Genomic DNA, 19,241 nt, shown 5'->3' with positions numbered 1-19,241 from the left:
AGGCGTAACATGAGTGAGGAATTTCTAAAAGCTGTACGTGATAACCATTTAAGTAAAGTTAAAAAACTAATAAGTTTGAGTGATCTAATAGATTTAAATGCAGTGGATAAGTCGGGAAAGACAGCATTACAGTATGCTATCATAAATAATAATCCGGAATTAATAAAATTGTTTATTGGTTTTGGAGCAAATATAAATGTTAAAACCCGGCAAGGAAAAAATCTATTTGACTTAGCTATGGATAATAAATCCGTAAGCGATGAAACATATATATTATTATTGAAAGCAGGGGTAGATGTATCTACGATGAGTCCACGTAAGTTCTATCCCTTATTAAATAAACTCTTTCCAATCTTATTAAAATCTGAAATTGATATTAGTACTACTATAGGAAAATTCAAAAGAACATTATTACATTATGTTGCTGAGGATAATAATATTAAGACGGCTGAAATATTAATTAGTCATAATATTGACGTTCAAGCTCAAGAAATAACCGGAAACACTGCATTACACATGGCAAGAGCTCCAAAAATGGTAAAAATTTTATTAAAAGCAGGTTCAAATATAGAAGCCAAAAATAGGCTAGGACGCACTCCTTTACATAATGCTATTCTTTATGCCAATAAGCGTAATATTAATATTAAAGATAATTACAATGCAGTACTGAAGTTAATAAAAAATGGAGCTAACCCTAACGCAGTGGATTACTATGGTTTTTCTCCTTTAGATTATGCTATTCGTATTAAAAATCCTAAAATATTTGAATTGTTAATAAATGAAGGGGCTAAGATTAAGGAAAACAGCTATGAATTATTTTGTCAAGCATTAGAACATGGTAATTTTGTTGCAACAAAGTATTTATTTAAACAGGAATTTTTAAATAAAATTGATGACAAAAATGGACGAAATTATTTACATCTAGCAGCTATCGGAGGAAATAAAGCAGTATTAGAATATTTAGTAAAGCAAAATCCTATTAATAAAGAAGAACTATCTCAGTCTATTGACAAGCAAGGCAATACACCAATACATATAGCAGCCCAAAATAATCAACTTGCAATAATAGAAGATTTTCAAAAAATTGGATTTGACATAAATGCCAGGAATGCAAATGGTGATACTGTCTTGCATATTGTTGCAGCAACGCAAAATTCTGAAATGATTAAAGAATTAATAGAATTAGGAGCTGATATAAATATTAAAAATAAAATTGGTGAAACTGCATTAGATAAAATGGAGCAAGGTTCTAAAAATATTAATAAAAAACTAAGCAATAAGGAACTACAAGAACTCTTTAAAGAATCCAATATAATAGCACGAACCGGAGAGGTTAGCGATGAAACTAAGTACCTACATCAATATCGTCTAGATGGAGATTATAAAAATATGGAACGTGACGGTAACAGAGGAAGAAGTGCGACCCTTCTAGTACCAGATGTCAATATATCTCTATTTCACACAGGTATAGGCTTATTATATAATGCAGATGAGTCTACAATTAGACATTTTATGCCCCATGACTTTTGGACAGATAACGCACGTAGAACAGAAGATTTTTTTAATATGAAAATTGATAGCAAAAAATTTGTTCAAACGCAATCAAAAAAAGAATTTATAAAAACGTACAAGGGTTTTTTAAAAGATAATCCTCAAAAAGATTATAATGAAATAATAGCTAATTTATATCCTAAAGGATTAATTGGAATAGCTTTACAGGATGACGACCCCAGCCATAAATTATCTGCTTTAGAAGCAAAATATTATGTTTCTGAGAAATATGGTATGGATTTACCTATGACTATAGTAAAAAATGGAAAACTAATACCATGGAATCCTAAAACAACCGAAATCGGCAAATTATTAGCAAAGGTAAAGCAAAAAGATATATCTGAATATGGATTTGTTAAAAAAAGAGGAGAGTTAACCTTATTAAATAAAAATGAAGTAACGTACAATGAAGTTAAAAATTTTTTTGAGGGAATAGATAAAAATAATACAGAGAATAATTTAAAGAAATTATTAAAATTAGTAAATAAAAGATTAAAAGATGATAATTTATCTACTGTAAGTACTTTAAAAGATTTTATAATTCATAAACAAGATATAAAGGATCTGCTCACTGAGCTTGAAAAAGATAAAGCTATTAAATTAAACGAACAGGAATTAGAAGCAAAAGTTTTAGAAGCTTTGTCATCTATGCAAAGTGCACGGTCTAATAAAAATAGTTTACCCCAACTTGAAAAATATAACTCTATAAAAGATATTTTATCACAAGAATTAGCCGAAGAGAAGAGAATACCAAGTATAATTGACGGGCTTAAAGAGTTAATACAAGGTGATATAATAGAAGATCTAAAACAAAGCCGAAATCATAAAGAGTTTAAAGAAAAAGTAGACGACATTGTAAATATTCATAGTCAAGAAGACATTGTGCCTGTAAAACAAAAATTAAAAACTTTAGACAAATGGTGTGAAGAAATTATAAAAACAGATAATTCTCCTACTTTTAAAAATATCTCTAATATTGTAAAGCATGCTTTTAAAGCTGTTATAAATATAGGAAATAAAACAGTTTTCGAAGAAGAGAAAAAGAAAATGCATTTTTATATAAATGCAATTAAGGATGCTAGAAAGAATATTTTAACCTCTATAGAAAAAATAAGAGAAACTATAAAGAAAGATAATTCTCCCGCTGTTATTCCCCAGAAAAATCAAAAGCCCAAGAAGCTAGGTAAGGGGATAGTAAAGTAGATAATAATATGAGAAAGACAAGGTAAATAATATCTAATATATTTACTGTGTCTTTCTCTAACATTCTGAATATTTGTCCGCAGTAGCCTTGAAAAACAATATTTGGTAGCTCATTCGGCTTTCTCGTAAAATTTCTTTTTAATAATTTCAGCAAGTTTTTTAACTTCATTAAGAGGCGTGTAATTATATTTTTCTAAAACAGTAGTAAATTTATCAAGAATTTTTACTATTTTCTGTTGTGCTAACTGCTGGATAAAAGCTTGATGCTTAGGGGATTTAAAGCTAGCAGGACAAAATACATATAGAGGTTTACCACTAGCTGCGGCCTCACTACACATTGAAATCGAATCGGCAGTAGAGACTATATATTCCGCTTGGGACAGCATGCCTAAATACGGATTAAATTCATCGTTTTTAGTAGGATCGTAAATAATTGTAGATAAGGGTAGGCTGCTTTTGATAATTAACTTCGCTGATTTCGGGGTACGTCTGCTAAAACTAATAAAGAAAGTTAGTTTTCGAGTGTTATTTACTCTAATTAATAATGAAGCTAATAACAAAGCATCCTCATCACTAAACTTATAGTATTTATTATTCCCGCCGATAATAATGGCTATGAATTTTTCAAGATTAGGATAGTTTTTATGCAATGCTTTAGCGGCAGCGGGTAGTTTCGGTAAAACGCCAGTAAGTGCTCCGGTAATTCTTATAACATTTGAGGATTGATACGCAAGTTTGTCGTGGTTAGGTAAGACTACGGTATCAAATTCATTATAAGGAATATCTGGCTGCATTAATTGAATCAGCTTTATTTTATTATTAGATTTTTTCTTTAGATAAAACGCAAACGCCGCCGTCCTTCTACCGGCAGTAATTATTATATCAGGAAAAGCTTTGGTTGCTAAAGATTTCAATAATTTATTTTTGATATGAATAGGTTTTTTTTTAAGTAAAAAATTCGGTAATTTACCAAAAAAAGTATACTCTAGTTTTATTAGCGTATATTTTCCTCCCAGTTCTTCCGCTAGTGCTATAGCCTGGTTGGTATTACCGACTATATTATCACCGAGTACCCAAATAATCATATTTCTTTTTATTAAGTTTTTAGATTGCTGTTTTTAGATTGCTGTGCGACCGAAGGTAGCTCGCAATGACGTTTGTAGAATCCTACTTCACAAACAAAGCCCTGGTATGTTTACTATGTCGGTAAGGCTTAAAGCTTGATCGCAAGCATTTGCCAGCTCGGGCATAATAGGTAATTTACACACTAAAGGTATATTATATTCTTTTGAAAAATATTCGCCACTATTACCGTCAAATATATTTAAAATTTTTCCAGAAGCAGGATCATTTAAGTAGCTCATATTTTCAATGATACCTAATACAGACAGGCTTAACTTTCGGTATAAATCAATAGAGCGAATTACATCTATTTGCGACATTTTTTGCGGAGTAGTGACAATTATCACGCCATTTAAATGATAATTTTCTAAAATACTCAAGTGAATATCGCCGGTACCAGGGGGCATATCGATGATTAGATAATCAAGGTTATCCCATTTAGTTACCGATAGTAATTGATAGACAGTTTTGCTAGTCATCGGTCCACGCCAAATAATCGCCGAATAATCTTTAACAAAAAAGCCAATAGAAATAATTTGAATATTGTGAGACATCAAGGGAATTATTCGGCCATTCATTGTTTGCGGTACTCCGCTTACACCAAATATTTGTGGAATTGACGGACCGTAAATATCGGCGTCGGCTATTCCAACCCGGTATCCTTCCTTGTTTAATTGCTGAGCAATTAGAGCGGCAATAGTAGATTTGCCAACACCGCCTTTGCCGGATGCAACTAATATTACTTTTTTTACGTTCTCTATAAAATATTTAACTTTTTGAGTTTTTTTATCTATATTTTTGTTACCGGTGAAGATAATTGTTATTTTGCCAACACCGGGAATTTTATTAAGCTTATCTATTACTTTCGCTTTTACTTCCTGTGCTTCCCCAGCAGGTTGGTCAGATATATCAATTGAAAAACCTATATTATGATCTTTAATAATTATCTCCGAGATGATCGTAGTTAAATTAGTGCCGTCTTTAAATATAATATTCTGAAGTTTATTAAAAATCTGTTGTTTATTCAAGTCAGTCATGAGTAAGTTTCCTTTTGAAGTCATATTTAGTCAGGTTCTACGAACAAAATTTTAATTATTTATATTTTAGGGTATTTTTTAGCGAAAATTAATAAGATTTTTGTTAGAATAGTTATTCCTATTTCAAAAAAATCTTATAATTTGCAGCAAAAAAGGACCAAAATAGATTATTTTAAATTTTGTTCATAGAACCTAGTATACTGTTTGTATTTCAGAAATTAATATAGTATATATAATAATCGTGTCTTTAAGTTAAAATATAAAAAAATGTTTGATAAAAAATATATTCAATTTTTCAAAAAATCTCCATGGAAAGATTCGGAAGAAAATAATAATAACATATTCACCAGGCCACGAAAAAATCAGTTTGATTTAAATAAATTTCAATTTAACTTTAATTTTAGTAGTAAAGCTGTAATTTTAGCGATATTTGCACTTTTAGCGTTGTGGCTTGCCTCCGGTATTTATGAAGTAAAAGAAGGAGAAGAAGCTGCCGTAATAAGATTCGGACGCTTTGTACGCAAAGGGTTTCCGGGTCTTAATTATCGATTACCTACACCGTTTGAAACAGTAATAATAGAAAAAGTTAATCAATCTCGGAGGATTGAAATAGGCTACCGAACAAGCAATTTAGGTAAAAGCGGCAATGATAATACTAAAAATATAGCAGGTGAAAGCATAATGCTAACGGGCGATGAGAATATTGTTGCTTTAAATTGTGATGTAATGTGGCATATCAACGACCTAGAAAAATTTGCTTTTAATATACTAAAACCTGAAGAATCGGTCAAAGCTACCGTTGAAAGTGCTGTTAGGGAAATAATCGGTAATACTCCTATTTCTTGGGTATTATCAGATCAAAAACAAGAGATTACTTATAAAATTGAAACGTTAGCACAAAAAATCTTAGATAGCTATAATGCTGGGGTTAATATTGAAATGGTGCAATTGTTAAAAGCAGAACCGCCGGCTGAAGTAATAGACGCTTATAGAGATGTGCAGACTTCCAAAGCCGATAAGGAAAGAGAAATAAACCAAGCTCAAGCTTATAATAATAAAATTTTACCGGAAGCTCGAGGGCTTGCGGCAAAAATTTTACAAGAGGCAGAAGCTTACGGAGCAGAAATAATTTCAAAAGCCGAAGGAGATAGCCAGAGATTTAACGCTGTTTATAAACAATATGCGATGAATAAACAGTTAACCAGAGATCGTTTATATTTAGAAGTAGCAGAAGAGGTTTTAACCGGAGCAAATAAAACGATTATAAATAATAATCTTTTACCTCACATGGCTATTAAACCTTCTGGGTATTAGAGTTAGTAGAAATGTATTTTATGTCATCCTGAATTTATTTCAGGATATTTTTATTGTTATACTAAAACAAGTTCAACATGACAATAAAAAGTCTGGATTCCCGCCTACGCGGGAATGACATAAGGAACAGCAGGAATGACATAAAGAACAGCAGGAATGACATAAGGAACAGCGGAAATGATATCGAACACGCTTTAAATTATCCACATAACAATGCTTCACAGGAATAGCACACAACACCAAAAAGTATTATTGTGATAAAATCATCCATTCAATATATTCCTTTTGCTAGAAAATATCGCCCTGGCGGCTTTTCTGAGCTACAGGGGCAAGAAGTACTTGTAAAAGTGCTCAGCCACACGATTCTTAATAATCGTCTTGCACAAGGTTATCTTTTAACTGGTATTAGAGGAGTTGGTAAAACTAGCTCTGCTCGTATTATTGCAAAAACTGTTAATTGTACTGCTTTGATTACTGAAGGGATAAATATAAGGACATGCGAGCAATGCTCAAATTGTATTAGTTTTAATAACCACAACCACCCCGATATAATTGAGATTGACGCCGCAAGCCGCACTAGTGTTGAGGATATACGTAAGGTAATAGAATCGGCAGAATATAAACCTCTATTATCGCAATATAAAATCTTTATTATCGATGAAGTACATATGCTATCTAAAGGTGCTTTTAATGCCTTACTTAAAACTTTAGAAGAACCACCCCCCCATATAATATTTATTTTTGCTACTACTGAAGTGCAAAAAATTCCTGCTACTATTATTTCAAGATGTCAAAGATATGACTTAAGAAGACTGACTTTTGAAGAAATTTTTAATTTACTTACATCTATCGCCAATAAAGAAGGCTTAAAAATTGAGCCCGCCGCTTTAAAAATAATTGCTGTTAAATCTGAAGGATCTGCAAGAGATGCCGTTTCTATTTTAGATCAGGCTGCCGGTATGTCGGCAAAGTCAGAAAGCTTAATCACTTGCCAAATGATCAATCAAATACTTGGATTGGCCGATATTGCCGTTATAATAGAGTTTATTAATTATGTAATTAAGAAAGACGTAAAGAACGCTATCGCTTTAGTAGAAAAATTATATATGTCTTCGAGCAATCTTGAGATTTTTATTGAGTCAGTAGCGGACTTTATAGCTTATCTTAGTAAAGTAAAAATGCTGCCTAATTACAGCCTGCCGATATATGAATCTTTTAGCGAAATTAAAGATATTTTAGCTAAAGTTAGTTTTTCGCATTTATCAATTCTTTGGCAAATTTATAGCAAAGGAACACAGGAAATTAAAATCTCCTATAATCAGCTAACCGAAACAGAAATGCTGACAATAAAGTCGATTTATTCCCAATCTCTGCCATCGATAGAGGAGCTAACAGGTATTAGCAAAGAAGTTGGCCCTCATACCAAACTTGCTTGTTCTCAGGAATTTGAAGGAAGTACGGAGCCTCAACCTGCAGCATACGCTATGGTACGTAAGGATTCGAGTGCAAGCTCATTGTCCCAATTACCAGAAGAAATGGAGTTTCATAAGAAGTCTGGTAAAAAAGATTATGAAATTATAGATTTCCTTAAATATCTCCATCAAAATAATGAAATGGAAATTTATTATTTATTGTTAAATGAAGTTGAGATAAAGAGCTTCGATAATAATAAATTAAGAATTGCCGGGCGCAACATTAGCAATAAAATACTACAACAAATTACAGAGTTGCTATTTCACTGGAGCAAAGAAAAATTTGAAGTAATAGGGACTAAACAGTTAGAAATTCAAAATCTAAAAAGTCAATTGACTAGTAAAATAGAGGCAAGTAAAGACTTGGAATTAATTAAAAAACATTTTCCTAATTCAGTAATTTCGGATATATTACTCAAAAACTAAAAGGTATAATCATGGTAAATATTAATCAGTTTGTTAAACAAGCGAAAATAATGCAAGAAAAAATGCAAGAGGCTCAGGCCCAGATGGCAAATACTAAATATACTGGTAAGGCAGGAGGCGGGCTAGTAGAAATAATCGCAACAGGACGTGGAGAAATCGAAAAAGTTTCAATAGATGCGTCTTTATTAAAGGAAGAAGAAAAAGAAATGTTAGAGGATTTAATTAAGGTTGCTATGAACGATGCAAAACAAAAATGTGATCAGGATTCGCAAAATTCTTTATCAGGCGCTTTTGACGGTTTAAGTTTACCGCCGGGTTTTAAAATGCCGTTTTAAGCACAAGTTATTTGATTTTTTAGTTAAATGAAAAATATTTTTCTGCAATCTTTAATCTTAGAAAATTATCGTAATTTCCGACATTTTGAGATCAAAATAGATAATAAACCGATAATATTAATCGGTGAAAACGGAAGCGGTAAAACCAGTATTTTAGAAGCGATCTCATTATTTTATCCGGGAAGAGGCCTGCGCTCTGCAAAACTTGCAGATATTTGTAAAAGTTCAGGGGATTATTGTTCTGTTAGTTCATTGTTACAAAGCAAACTTGGACTAGCAGAAATTATTACAAAATTTAATCGTAATTCTAATAAACGTATTACCGAATTTAACGGTGCCAAAATACCAAATAACGAACTAGGTAAATTTACTAGCATAGTGTGGCTGACTCCGCAAATGGAAGGTATTTTTTCTGCAGGAGTTAGCGAGCGAAGAAAATTTTTTGATAAAATTGTTTATAATTTTGACCCTAATCATGCGGTCCTGGTTAGTAAATATGAATATTATATGCAAGAACGCAATAAAATTATTGTAGAAGATTACATAGATGAGAACTGGCTTAAAGTAATTGAGGAAAAAATAGCAGAGATATCTGTTCAAATTGCCTCTAATCGACTTAAGACTTTAAGATATATGCAACAAGCAATTGATGAGCTTGATAATGAATTTCCTAAAGCCAATTTAGCCATTGATGGGTTAGTAGAGCAAAAAATATTAGCAAACGAAGAAGAAGTAACGGGGTTTATCATCGATGAGCTTTATAAAGCCCGCTCTAAAGATAAATTAATAGGACGCACTAGTTTCGGTGTTCATAAAAGCGATATTTTAGTTAAACATAAGAAAAAAGATATTTTAGCAAAATTTTGCTCTACCGGTGAGCAGAAAGCTATATTAATTGCCGTAATGCTGGCGGAAGTTAATTATTTTATTAAATCTAATCAAACCACACCTATTTTATTATTAGATGAGGTTTTTGTTCACCTTGATAATAGAAGGCGTGAATATTTGACAGAGTTTTTTATAAAAGCCGGTTTGCAATTATGGATTACCGCAACCGATTTGCAAGGCATCGAAAGCTTAGCAAGACATGCTCGGCTAGTAAAGTTGTAATACTGTTATATTCTCATTTAAATGGAAAAGATTGGGATAGCTTGAAAAAGCAGCCGTATGTTATTCTCACAGAGTGTTAGCATTGTTGCGTAAATCGGAATCGTTACAAAGTGTTCAGTGTCATACCGTGGCTTGACCACGGTATCCAGAAAAATAATTTATTAGTAGTAATTATTTTAGTTTTAACTGGATCCCGTGAATAAATCACGGGATGACATCCGTTTGGCTGATCCACCCAACAACACTTTCGCAGGAATGACATCTTAGAGTTTTTGTTGTACATAAAAATAAGGCGTTATTAAATAACGCCTTATTTATTAAGTAGAGGTAAGTTAAAGATAAAAATATTATTTACTCTCAGTATTAGTCGTTTCTGCTTTTTGAGGTAATAATATTTTTACATCGGCTTTGCTTTCCAGATCAGCGATATATTGCTTTAATGCTTCTCCTGCCAACTTATTATTTATCATTGTTTTAGCTTCTTCAAACGACGGCACACTTACAGGCCTTTTCTCAAGCACGGTAATGATATGCCAACCGAAATCAGTCTTTATAGGAGCGGAAACTTCGTTAACTTTTAAAGCAAATGCTTTCTTTTCAAATTCCGGTACTAGCTGACCTTGTTGATTTAAAATAATATATCCGATATCCCCACCATTTGATTTTGTAGCAGTATCGGTAGAGTAAGTTTTGGCTAATTTAGCAAAATTCTGACCTTTGCTTAATTTAGTTTTCACTTCATCCGCTTTTTCTTTAGTCTTAACTAAAATATGAGCAACTTTTATTTCTTCTTTACCTTTAAGGGTAGCAACAAGTTTATTATAATCTTCCTCAAGCATTTTATCGGTAACATGAGATTTTACATAATTTGATATTAATTCTTGCTGTGCTAGTTGATTTTTAACATTGTTGAGCTTTTCCTGAAATTCTTTAGAAGATTCAATACCTGATCTTTCAGCTTCTTGTTTTAACAAAATATTATTAACAAAAATCTTTATTAATTGTTCCTGTTGCTCAGGAGCGAAATCGGTAAATGTTTTATCCTTTAACTCCGGTTGCATGCTAAGTTGTGGAGCAAGCTCCTTCATAATTTGTGATTCTTTTACTTCTCCGCCTTTATAGGTAGCAATTACTTTATCGTCGGCAAACGCTATGCTTGATAACATACTGACAGATAAAAATATAACAGATAATTTTTTCATTAGATTATGGCTCATAATTGTTAAATATAAGTTAAATTCTATAAAAACTAATAACCCCCGTCAACAGCTATTTTATAATATTGTTTGATAATTTTATAACAATGTCTTATTTTAGTATTTTGTGTATATTCTAATAACTTGGAAATTTATCATGCCGTGGTGCATGATTAGCTGAACCCGTCATTGCGAGCGAAGCGAAGCAATCTAATTTCATAAGATTGCCGCGCGACCGAAGGTCGCTCGCAATGACAGATTGGGATTACAGATTAACACGTCGTTGCTATTGCAACTCCTCCCAATAACGGAGTGAGGTCGAAACTGCGTTTATTACTCGCAATGACGGTCTATGTTTTGCTACTTAAAACTATATTAACTAATTCAGGATTTTAATGTTTTCTTTATTTAAAAAACTTTTCGGAACGGCAAATGATCGTGCGGTAAAAAAACTATTTTTAGAAGTTAATAAAATTAATTCATTTGAGCCGATAATTCAAAAGCTTTCAGATGATGAGCTTAAAAATAAAGCGGCGGAATTTAGGCAAAAGCTGAAGAGCGGTGCTACGCTAGACGAAATTGCTTATGAGGCGTTTGCGGTTGTACGTGAGGCGGCCAAAAGAGTTCATGGAACAAGGCATTTTGACGTTCAGCTGATCGGCGGTTTGATATTGCATCGGGGTATGATAACTGAGATGCGCACCGGTGAAGGTAAAACCTTAACTTCAACGCTACCCGTATATTTAAATGCGCTACGTGGAAGAGGTGTACATGTGGTAACAGTTAATGATTATCTAGCAAAACGTGACTCCGAATGGATGGGGAAAATTTATAATTTTCTTGGTTTATCGGTCGGTTGTGTTGTTAGCGGTGTCAGCGATAATTTAAGACGTGAAGCCTATAATGCTGATATTACTTACGCTACCAATAATGAACTTGGCTTTGATTATTTAAGAGATAATATGAAGTATAGCTTACAGGAGAAAGTACTTCGTCCTTTTGAATTTGCCGTTATTGATGAGGTGGATTCGATTTTAATAGATGAGGCTAGAACTCCGTTAGTTATTTCAGGTCCTGTTGACGATAATTCTGAACTATATAGCAAAATTGATAAAATAATACGCAAGCTAGAGCAAGCTGATTATGAAAAAGATGAAAAATTAAAGACTATTAATTTAACGGAAAAAGGTATAACTCATACGGAAGAATTATTAACTCAGGAAAATATTATAAAGCCGGAGTCCGGTTTGTATGATTTTGAGAATCTAAGTCTGGTTCACTATGTTAACCAGGCATTAAGAGCCCATAACATGTTTATAATCGATGTAGATTATTTAGTTCGTGATGGCAAAGTAATGATTATTGACGAATTTACTGGTCGTGTCATGGATGGACGCCGCTATTCTGAAGGACTACATCAGGCATTAGAGGCAAAGGAAGGAGTAAAAATTCAAAATGAAAATCAAACTTTAGCTTCTATCACTTTTCAAAATTATTTTCGTAATTACCCTAAGTTATCGGGCATGACTGGTACGGCGATGACTGAAGCTTCAGAGTTAAAGGATATTTATAACCTTGACGTAGTTGCGGTGCCGACCAATAACAAAATTAGTAGAATTGACCTTGACGATGAAATTTACGGTACTAAGCAAGATAAATATGACGCTATTTTAAAACTTATTAAAGATTGTTATGAACGGGGGCAGCCGGTATTAGTCGGCACGGTTAGTATAGAAAAGTCGGAAGAGATATCCAGTTTACTAAATAAAAATCAGATTATCCATAAAGTATTAAATGCTAAATTTCATGAACATGAAGCTTTTATTATTGCTCAAGCAGGTCGATTTAAGGCTATAACTATTGCAACAAATATGGCGGGCCGTGGTACTGATATTATGCTAGGCGGTAATCCAGAAATGCTAATAGAGCAATTAACTAAAGAAAACCCATCCCCTGAAAATTATGACATAAAGATAGCTGAAATAAAGCAGCAAACAGCTGACGAAAAAAATCAAGTTATTCAGGCTGGAGGGTTGTTTGTTATAGGTACGGAAAGGCATGAAAGCCGCCGAATCGATAATCAATTAAGAGGTAGATCTGGTAGGCAAGGCGATCCTGGGACTACTAAATTCTTTCTATCGCTTGAAGATGATTTAATGAGGATTTTTGCTTCTGATCGTATTTCAGGAATTTTAAGGACTTTAGGACTTAAAGATGGTGAAGCAATACACCATCCGATGATTAGCCGTTCCTTAGAAAAAGCCCAGCAAAAAGTTGAAGGGCATAACTACGAAATACGTAAAAATTTATTACGCTATGATGACGTAATGAACGATCAGCGTAAAATAATATATGAACAACGAAATGAGATTATTAAATCTAAAGATAGTTACGGTTTTTTACAGGTAACAACAGAAGAATTAGTTAAAAAAATAATTTTAATATTTATGCCCGCAGGTTCGTATCGTGAAGATTGGGATTTAGAAAATTTGACTGTAGAATTACATCGTATTTTTGCTATTAAATTTGATCCTAATTTAGTAAATAAAAATGATGCAACCGAAGAAGATGTTATAAAAATAGTTACTCAAAACGCAAATGAAATATATAAAGCAAAAGAAGAGGCATATACTGTAGATTTAATGCATAATGCAGTAAAATATATTTTATTAACTAATTTAGATCAAGTTTGGAAAGATCATTTACATAGTTTAGATCATTTAAGGCAAGGTATATCCCTGCGTGCTTATGCTCAAAAAGACCCGCTTAGCGAGTATAAAAGAGAAGCATTTAATTTATTCGAACAAATGTTAAATAATTTAAAAGAGTTATTTATTCAAACCGTTTATCATTTTCATATCGATACTAGTCATATTCAGAAAGAAGATTTGTCGCTTGAGCATAAAAAGCTACAAAAAAATATGCGCGAGAGTAGAGAAGATCCAGCATTTAGTAAATATAATGCCGGCAGTAGCGTAGAAACGGAGTTAAAGCCAGTTATCTCCCGCGTCAACCCACAAGAGAGGATTGCATCCGATCCAGCTAGTTGGGGTAGGGTATCACGTAATGAATTATGCCCTTGCGGGTCAGGTAAAAAATACAAATATTGCCATGGCGCGAATGAGTAAATAAATAATATTATATTCATGAAAACTATTTACTTCCAGGTAATGCTGTAAAACATGGCTCCGATGTCATTCCCGCGAAGGCGGGAATCCAGATTTTTCTTTGTCATGCTGAACTTGTTTCAGCATCTTTTTTCTGGATTCCCGCCTTCGCGGGAATGACATAGAGAGCAGGAAATTACATAAAGGACAATGGGAATAATATACTGCTCTTTTATTGATCTACGCACAATGGGTCTTACGGGAATGACACAGAGCATGCTAACCTATCCCTAAAACAATACTAACCTAAAAAACTATAAAGCTACTTTAAATTCTGCTTCAGTTTTAGCTGTAATTTCGTCTAGTGTTGTACCATTGGCTATTTTGGTTAGTAACATTTCATCTTTATTAATATCAAAAATTCCAAGGTCGGTGATAACTCTACTGACCACCCCGGTACCAGTTAAAGGAAAGCTACATTCTTTAAGTAATTTAATACCGCCATCTTTTGCTGTATGCTCCATTATCACGACAACCCTTTTGGTATTTGCCACCAAATCCATAGCACCGCCCATACCTTTAACCATCTTCCCCGGAATAGTCCAGTTAGCAAGATCACCTTTTTGTGATACTTGCATTGCTCCCAAAATAGTTAAATCGATATGCGACCCTCTAATCATACCGAATGAAAAAGCACTATCGAAATAGCTACTTTCCGCTAAAGCGGTAATAGTTTGCTTACCGGCATTGATTAAATCAGGATCTTCTTCACCCGCATAAGGAAAAGGCCCCATACCTAGCATGCCGTTTTCGCTTTGAAATATTATATTCATTCCTTTAGGTATATAATTTGTAACAAGAGTAGGAATACCTATACCGACATTGACATATGATCCGTCTTGAAGTTCCTCCGCGGCTATTTGGCACATTTGTTCTTTATTCCACGCCATATTATCTTTCCCTAATTGTTAATTGCTCTATACGTTTTTCGTATTTTTCTCCTAAAACCAATCGCTGTACGAAAATATTAGGAGTGTGAATATTATTGGGATCAAGCTCACCTGTTTCAACTATTTCCTCTACTTCGCAAACAGTGACTTTAGCTGCTCCTGCCATTATAGGGTTAAAATTTCTTGCCGTCTTATTATATATAACGTTACCGCTTTTATCAGCTTTATAGCCTTTAATAATAGCTAGATCAGCATAAAGTGCGGTTTCCATTAAATATTTTTCACCGTTAAATTCACGTACTTCTTTCCCTTCTTCCACTATTGTTCCGACACCGGTTTTAGTATAGAATGCCGGAATACCGTTGCTACCGGCTCTAATTCGTTCCGCTAAAGTTCCTTGCGGATTGAGTTCCAGCTCTAACGTTTTATCCAAATATTGTTGTTCAAAAATTTTGTTTTCTCCGACATAAGAGGAAATCATTTTTTTTATCTGCTTGGTTTGTAGAAGTAGCCCAAGCCCGAAATTATCAACACCACAATTATTACTAATAACAGTTAGGTTTTGGACATTACTATTAAGTAGGGCGTTTATTAGATTTTCAGGGATGCCGCAAAGGCCAAAACCGCCTGCCATAATCGTCATACCGTCGTAAAGCAAATCTTTTAGCGCTGACTCAGAAGAGGAGTAAATTTTATTCATGTTAATTTTACCTGAAATAGTTAAGAACTATTGACTTTTTTTCTTAAATTATTATAAAATATAAAATTAGTCAATTTTTAAAGAGCTATTTATTATGCAATTAAAGTATCTTAAGACAATTTTACTTTCCGGTTGCTTATTCTATTCCACTGTAAGTAATGCGGCGGCGCAGGACTATCAAGATCGAAATCTGCCGAAGAAAAATTATAGTTATGTATTTACCTATGATAAGGATATGTCATCAAGAGCAAGTGCCGATATAGCAATGTCAGCAATTGAGGGCTATCGTCAACTTGATGATGCTGTTTTTGGCGATTCTGATAATATAGCAGTGAATATTTTAAGTTATATTACCAGATTTACAGCAACATCGTGGATTATGGTGGGTAACCATGAAATAGGGGGGCATGGTGCAAGAGCAAGAGAGTTTAATGTAAAAATAAGAAGCTACGAGGTAAGACCTTTTGATGGAGTAACTAAATTTAAGACATATCCTGGTCAGGTACATCAACGAGCTGCCATAAATACTGGCGGAATGCAAGCTAGTTATTTATTATCTGAAAATATAAAAGATAGATATATGGCGGGTAATAAAATAAACCCTACTTACGGTATAGCATATTTCCATTCAAGAACGGATCAACCAAGCTATATTTTTACTACTAAATTTAATGAAAGCGATAAAGATGGTAACGATATTAATGCTTATACCAAAGAGATTAATAGCATATACGGTGATAATTATATCACAAAAAATAAAATGCGTTCTTACGGTTATCTTGACCTTATTGATCCGTATTTATTCTATTCAGCTTACTCTTTTATAATGAATAAAGATCTCGACAATATTCCGATGATTGAATTGGGATCAGTTAGATATTTACCAGCTACCAGAGCGATTTTAGCACCATATGGTCTTGAGCGTGGTTTGCTTAATCATTTTATAATTAATGATCGCTACATTCAGCTTGGTATTAATTATGGTAAAAATTCAAAGTTTAAGTCTTATGGTGTTGGAGTTAAAACCGGTCCGTTAGTAGATTTAGACCTTATTTCTTTGGGTATTGAAGCTGCTTACTGGTCTCAGCCTAAAATGCTAACCGCTACTCCATTGCAGGAAAGTTGTAAAAAAGGTGGTTTTGGAGCCATTAACTTTGAGCTTAGCTTAAATGAAACCTTTAAAATAGTAGGTTCTGGCGGATATAAAACAGCCGGGTTCATTGAAGGGATGCCTTTAAAATCTTCAGCAATAATTAGAGCCGGTTTAAAACTGGATTTATAATTTTTAAATTCCTTCCTATATGGTATATAGTCATATAAAATAATATTGTATGACTATATGCTAATCTCTCTTGAAAAATTTTTATTTTCCCCCGTAAAAACGCAAATTAGCATTAGCCCGAATGCCCCAGATGTTTTAAAAAGATTAGGTATTGATAATATTCGTGATTTATTATTTTATCGCCCTGTTTCTTATCAGACAAAAATAGTAGAGCCAAATTTAGCAGAGGTAAAAGAAGGGCAGTTAATTCAAACTAAAGTAACGATTGAGCAAATATTTTTACCGGTAAAAAAGCATCAGCCATTAAAGGTTACGGCCGCTAATGATACCGGTTCTTTATTAATGGTATTCTTTCATAAATTACCACCATTTATTTTTAATAAATTAAAAATCGGAACCACCCATATAATTAGCGGTAAAGCGCAATTTTTTGATCATTATCTACAAATTTCCCATCCTGAATTTATTTATAATCCTAAATTTGAGAAGGCATACTCAAATGATTTGGATAATTGGAACGTAAAACAAGGGGTGAGTGCGCGCAGCCTATACTTAATAGGTGAGCACACGAATCCCCCGAAGTTTTACGGAGCCAATTCTTCAAATCAGAAGAGTATTGAACCGATCTATCCTTTAACGTTTGGTATTAATAATAAACAAATTTATTCCTATATATTAAAGCTAATTGATATATTTGAAGAGAAATATAATAAGTTAAAGCAAGAAACTAATATTAAGATAATAGAATATATAGAATCATTATTAGCCGATTTAAAAATTCTTCATTTTTATGAGGGACTAGATTCCCGCCTGCGCGGGAATGACATAAAAGAGCCCGGGAGTGACACTGAAGTAAAAGGTAATGCAAGTAGGGACAGCGTTATAGAAAAAGCTATAAAAAACTTAGCTGCTAAGGAACTTATCGCAAATCAAATATCTCTTTATAATATCCGCAAACAAATTCAGTTAAAACAGGGTAATAGCTTTAAAAAAGCTACCGACATACAACAATCTGTATTAGAGGAATTAGATTTTGAATTAACGGAAGGACAGCAACAAGTTATAGAAGAAATAGAGCGTGATCAGCAATCAGCAACTGAGATGATGAGGTTATTGCAAGGTGATGTTGGCGCAGGCAAAACTTTAGTAGCATTATTGACTATGTTAAATGCAGTATATTCAGGGTTTCAAACAACGCTCATGGCGCCTACCGATTTGCTGGCAAACCAGCATTATGAGTTTTTTGTTAAAGCATTAAGTAAAGTAGATATTAAGATTGCGCTGTTAACAGGTAAAATACTTGGAACTGCTAGGAAAAATATTATGGAGCAGTTGGAAAACGGCGAGATTGATATATTAATAGGTACGCATGCTTTATTTCAAGAAAAAGTAAATTTTAAAAATCTCGGCTATATTGTTATAGATGAACAACATCGGTTTGGGGTACAACAGCGTTTGAACTTGATAAATAAAGGCGAGCATCCTGATGTACTAGTTATGACGGCAACACCGATTCCTAGGAGCTTAGCGCTGACGGTATTCGGCGATATGGCTATTTCAAAATTAATGAGCAAGCCTAAAAATCGATTACCTATCACGACAAATGTTATGCCCTTTAGTAAAATAGAAAATATCATAGAGGTACTGGATAAAAAGCTTAATGTAGGCGAAAGAATTTACTGGATATGTCCGTTAATCGATCAAAATGATAAAGAGGTTAAAATAGCAGAAAATGATACTCCTCTTATCGACGTGATGAGTCGTTTTGCGGCGATTGACCTAGTATATCCAAATATAGGCGGTATTATTCACGGTAAAATGAAAAATGAGCAAAAAGATGCGATAATGAGGCAATTTAAGGAAGGAGAAATTAAATTATTAGTAGCCACCACCGTTATTGAGGTAGGTATAGACGTTCCAGAAGCTACTTTAATTGTTATAGAAAATGCCGAACAATTTGGCCTCGCTCAGCTTCATCAGCTACGTGGAAGAGTAGGACGGGGAGCAAATCCCTCTTATTGTATATTATTATATAATCCGAAAAGATTAAGCAAAGTAGCGAGAGAGCGGTTTGAAATAATGAAAGCAATAAATAACGGCTTTTATATAGCCGAACAAGATTTAAAACTTCGTGGTGGGGGTGAGATTTTAGGCATGAAACAAAGCGGTGAAGTGCAATTTTTCTTTGCCGATATCGTACGTGATTTAGACATGTTAATCAACGCCAATAAATTTGCTGAAACAACCGCTAGTGAAAATAATGATTTTATTAATTTTCAGATTAAATTATTTGCAAGGACAGAATTAAGTGAATTGAATTGAGTACAGCGTCATTCTAGTTCCGTCCTGTCGCGTAGTTTGAAAAGTAGCAGTATGTCATTCCTGCGAATGCAGGAATCCAGTCTTTTCTTTGTCATACTGAACTTGTTTCAGCAT

At 33.4% G+C, this 19,241-nt stretch carries 13 protein-coding genes; 8 read left to right on the top strand and 5 right to left on the bottom strand.

The window, feature by feature from the left end:
• Positions 1–9: 9 nt before the first annotated feature.
• Complete coding sequence (locus tag OTR29_RS03900) at positions 10–2,754, top strand: ankyrin repeat domain-containing protein (RefSeq protein ID WP_422229354.1); 2,745 nt, start codon at positions 10–12, stop codon at positions 2,752–2,754.
• A gap of 110 nt (positions 2,755–2,864) precedes the next feature.
• Here OTR29_RS03900 and OTR29_RS03895 read toward each other — a convergent pair whose 3' ends face one another.
• Positions 2,865–3,839, bottom strand: coding sequence for a mitochondrial fission ELM1 family protein (locus tag OTR29_RS03895; RefSeq protein WP_422229353.1), 975 nt, complete (start codon positions 3,837–3,839; stop codon positions 2,865–2,867).
• Between the two features lie 87 nt (positions 3,840–3,926).
• Positions 3,927–4,913 carry an Mrp/NBP35 family ATP-binding protein gene (locus OTR29_RS03890; protein WP_422229515.1) on the bottom strand — a complete coding sequence of 329 codons (987 nt, stop codon included), beginning with the start codon at positions 4,911–4,913 and terminating at the stop codon, positions 3,927–3,929.
• A gap of 267 nt (positions 4,914–5,180) precedes the next feature.
• On the opposite strand from OTR29_RS03890, the gene hflK reads away from it, so the two are divergent.
• The 4 genes from hflK (at position 5,181) to recF (ending at position 9,570) form a co-directional block, all read left to right on the top strand.
• Entirely contained in the window at positions 5,181–6,227 is a 1,047-nt protein-coding gene (gene hflK, locus OTR29_RS03885; protein WP_422229352.1) for an FtsH protease activity modulator HflK, read from the top strand.
• Positions 6,228–6,475: 248 nt separating this feature from the next.
• Positions 6,476–8,125, top strand: coding sequence for a DNA polymerase III subunit gamma/tau (dnaX, locus tag OTR29_RS03880; protein WP_422229513.1), 1,650 nt, complete (start codon positions 6,476–6,478; stop codon positions 8,123–8,125).
• Positions 8,126–8,136: 11 nt separating this feature from the next.
• Positions 8,137–8,460: a YbaB/EbfC family nucleoid-associated protein gene (locus tag OTR29_RS03875; RefSeq protein ID WP_422229351.1), complete on the top strand. Its 324-nt coding sequence runs from the start codon at positions 8,137–8,139 to the stop codon at positions 8,458–8,460.
• Between the two features lie 27 nt (positions 8,461–8,487).
• Positions 8,488–9,570: a DNA replication/repair protein RecF gene (recF, locus tag OTR29_RS03870; RefSeq protein WP_422229350.1), complete on the top strand. Its 1,083-nt coding sequence runs from the start codon at positions 8,488–8,490 to the stop codon at positions 9,568–9,570.
• Positions 9,571–9,917: 347 nt separating this feature from the next.
• Here the strand turns inward: recF and OTR29_RS03865 are convergent, their stop codons facing one another.
• Entirely contained in the window at positions 9,918–10,772 is an 855-nt protein-coding gene (locus OTR29_RS03865; protein WP_422229511.1) for a peptidylprolyl isomerase, read from the bottom strand.
• A gap of 389 nt (positions 10,773–11,161) precedes the next feature.
• Between OTR29_RS03865 and secA the strand changes: the two genes are divergently transcribed.
• A complete protein-coding gene (gene secA, locus OTR29_RS03860; protein ID WP_422229349.1) occupies positions 11,162–13,894 on the top strand; it encodes a preprotein translocase subunit SecA in 2,733 nt (910 codons plus the stop codon).
• 293 nt (positions 13,895–14,187) lie between these two features.
• On the opposite strand, the gene OTR29_RS03855 is transcribed toward secA, so the two are convergent.
• Together OTR29_RS03855 and OTR29_RS03850 are read right to left on the bottom strand one after the other, a co-directional pair.
• Positions 14,188–14,823, bottom strand: a complete 636-nt coding sequence (locus OTR29_RS03855) for a 3-oxoacid CoA-transferase subunit B (protein ID WP_422229348.1) — start codon at positions 14,821–14,823, stop codon at positions 14,188–14,190.
• Position 14,824: 1 nt separating this feature from the next.
• Positions 14,825–15,523, bottom strand: a complete 699-nt coding sequence (locus tag OTR29_RS03850; protein ID WP_422229347.1) for a CoA transferase subunit A — start codon at positions 15,521–15,523, stop codon at positions 14,825–14,827.
• Between the two features lie 94 nt (positions 15,524–15,617).
• On the opposite strand from OTR29_RS03850, the gene OTR29_RS03845 reads away from it, so the two are divergent.
• Positions 15,618–16,805: a hypothetical protein gene (locus OTR29_RS03845; RefSeq protein WP_422229346.1), complete on the top strand. Its 1,188-nt coding sequence runs from the start codon at positions 15,618–15,620 to the stop codon at positions 16,803–16,805.
• A 57-nt stretch (positions 16,806–16,862) separates the two neighbouring features.
• Positions 16,863–19,127, top strand: coding sequence for an ATP-dependent DNA helicase RecG (locus OTR29_RS03840; RefSeq protein WP_422229345.1), 2,265 nt, complete (start codon positions 16,863–16,865; stop codon positions 19,125–19,127).
• Positions 19,128–19,241: the final 114 nt, after the last annotated feature.

This window comes from Rickettsia endosymbiont of Halotydeus destructor (assembly GCF_049278075.1).
Taxonomy (GTDB): Bacteria; Pseudomonadota; Alphaproteobacteria; order Rickettsiales; family Rickettsiaceae; genus Rickettsia.
This window is presented reverse-complemented; position numbering and strand designations above follow the sequence as displayed.

What these genes read in the sequence shown, in the direction of transcription:
- OTR29_RS03900 (WP_422229354.1), top strand. Translation starts at nt 10, where the DNA reads ATGAGTGAGGAATTTCTAAAAGCTGTACGTGATAACCATTTAAGTAAA.
- OTR29_RS03895 (WP_422229353.1), bottom strand. Translation starts at nt 3,839, where the DNA reads ATGATTATTTGGGTACTCGGTGATAATATAGTCGGTAATACCAACCAG.
- OTR29_RS03875 (WP_422229351.1), top strand. Translation starts at nt 8,137, where the DNA reads ATGGTAAATATTAATCAGTTTGTTAAACAAGCGAAAATAATGCAAGAA.
- hflK (WP_422229352.1), top strand. Translation starts at nt 5,181, where the DNA reads ATGTTTGATAAAAAATATATTCAATTTTTCAAAAAATCTCCATGGAAA.
- OTR29_RS03840 (WP_422229345.1), top strand. Translation starts at nt 16,863, where the DNA reads ATGCTAATCTCTCTTGAAAAATTTTTATTTTCCCCCGTAAAAACGCAA.
- OTR29_RS03855 (WP_422229348.1), bottom strand. Translation starts at nt 14,823, where the DNA reads ATGGCGTGGAATAAAGAACAAATGTGCCAAATAGCCGCGGAGGAACTT.
- OTR29_RS03865 (WP_422229511.1), bottom strand. Translation starts at nt 10,772, where the DNA reads ATGAAAAAATTATCTGTTATATTTTTATCTGTCAGTATGTTATCAAGC.
- OTR29_RS03845 (WP_422229346.1), top strand. Translation starts at nt 15,618, where the DNA reads ATGCAATTAAAGTATCTTAAGACAATTTTACTTTCCGGTTGCTTATTC.
- OTR29_RS03850 (WP_422229347.1), bottom strand. Translation starts at nt 15,523, where the DNA reads ATGAATAAAATTTACTCCTCTTCTGAGTCAGCGCTAAAAGATTTGCTT.
- OTR29_RS03890 (WP_422229515.1), bottom strand. Translation starts at nt 4,913, where the DNA reads ATGACTGACTTGAATAAACAACAGATTTTTAATAAACTTCAGAATATT.
- secA (WP_422229349.1), top strand. Translation starts at nt 11,162, where the DNA reads ATGTTTTCTTTATTTAAAAAACTTTTCGGAACGGCAAATGATCGTGCG.
- recF (WP_422229350.1), top strand. Translation starts at nt 8,488, where the DNA reads ATGAAAAATATTTTTCTGCAATCTTTAATCTTAGAAAATTATCGTAAT.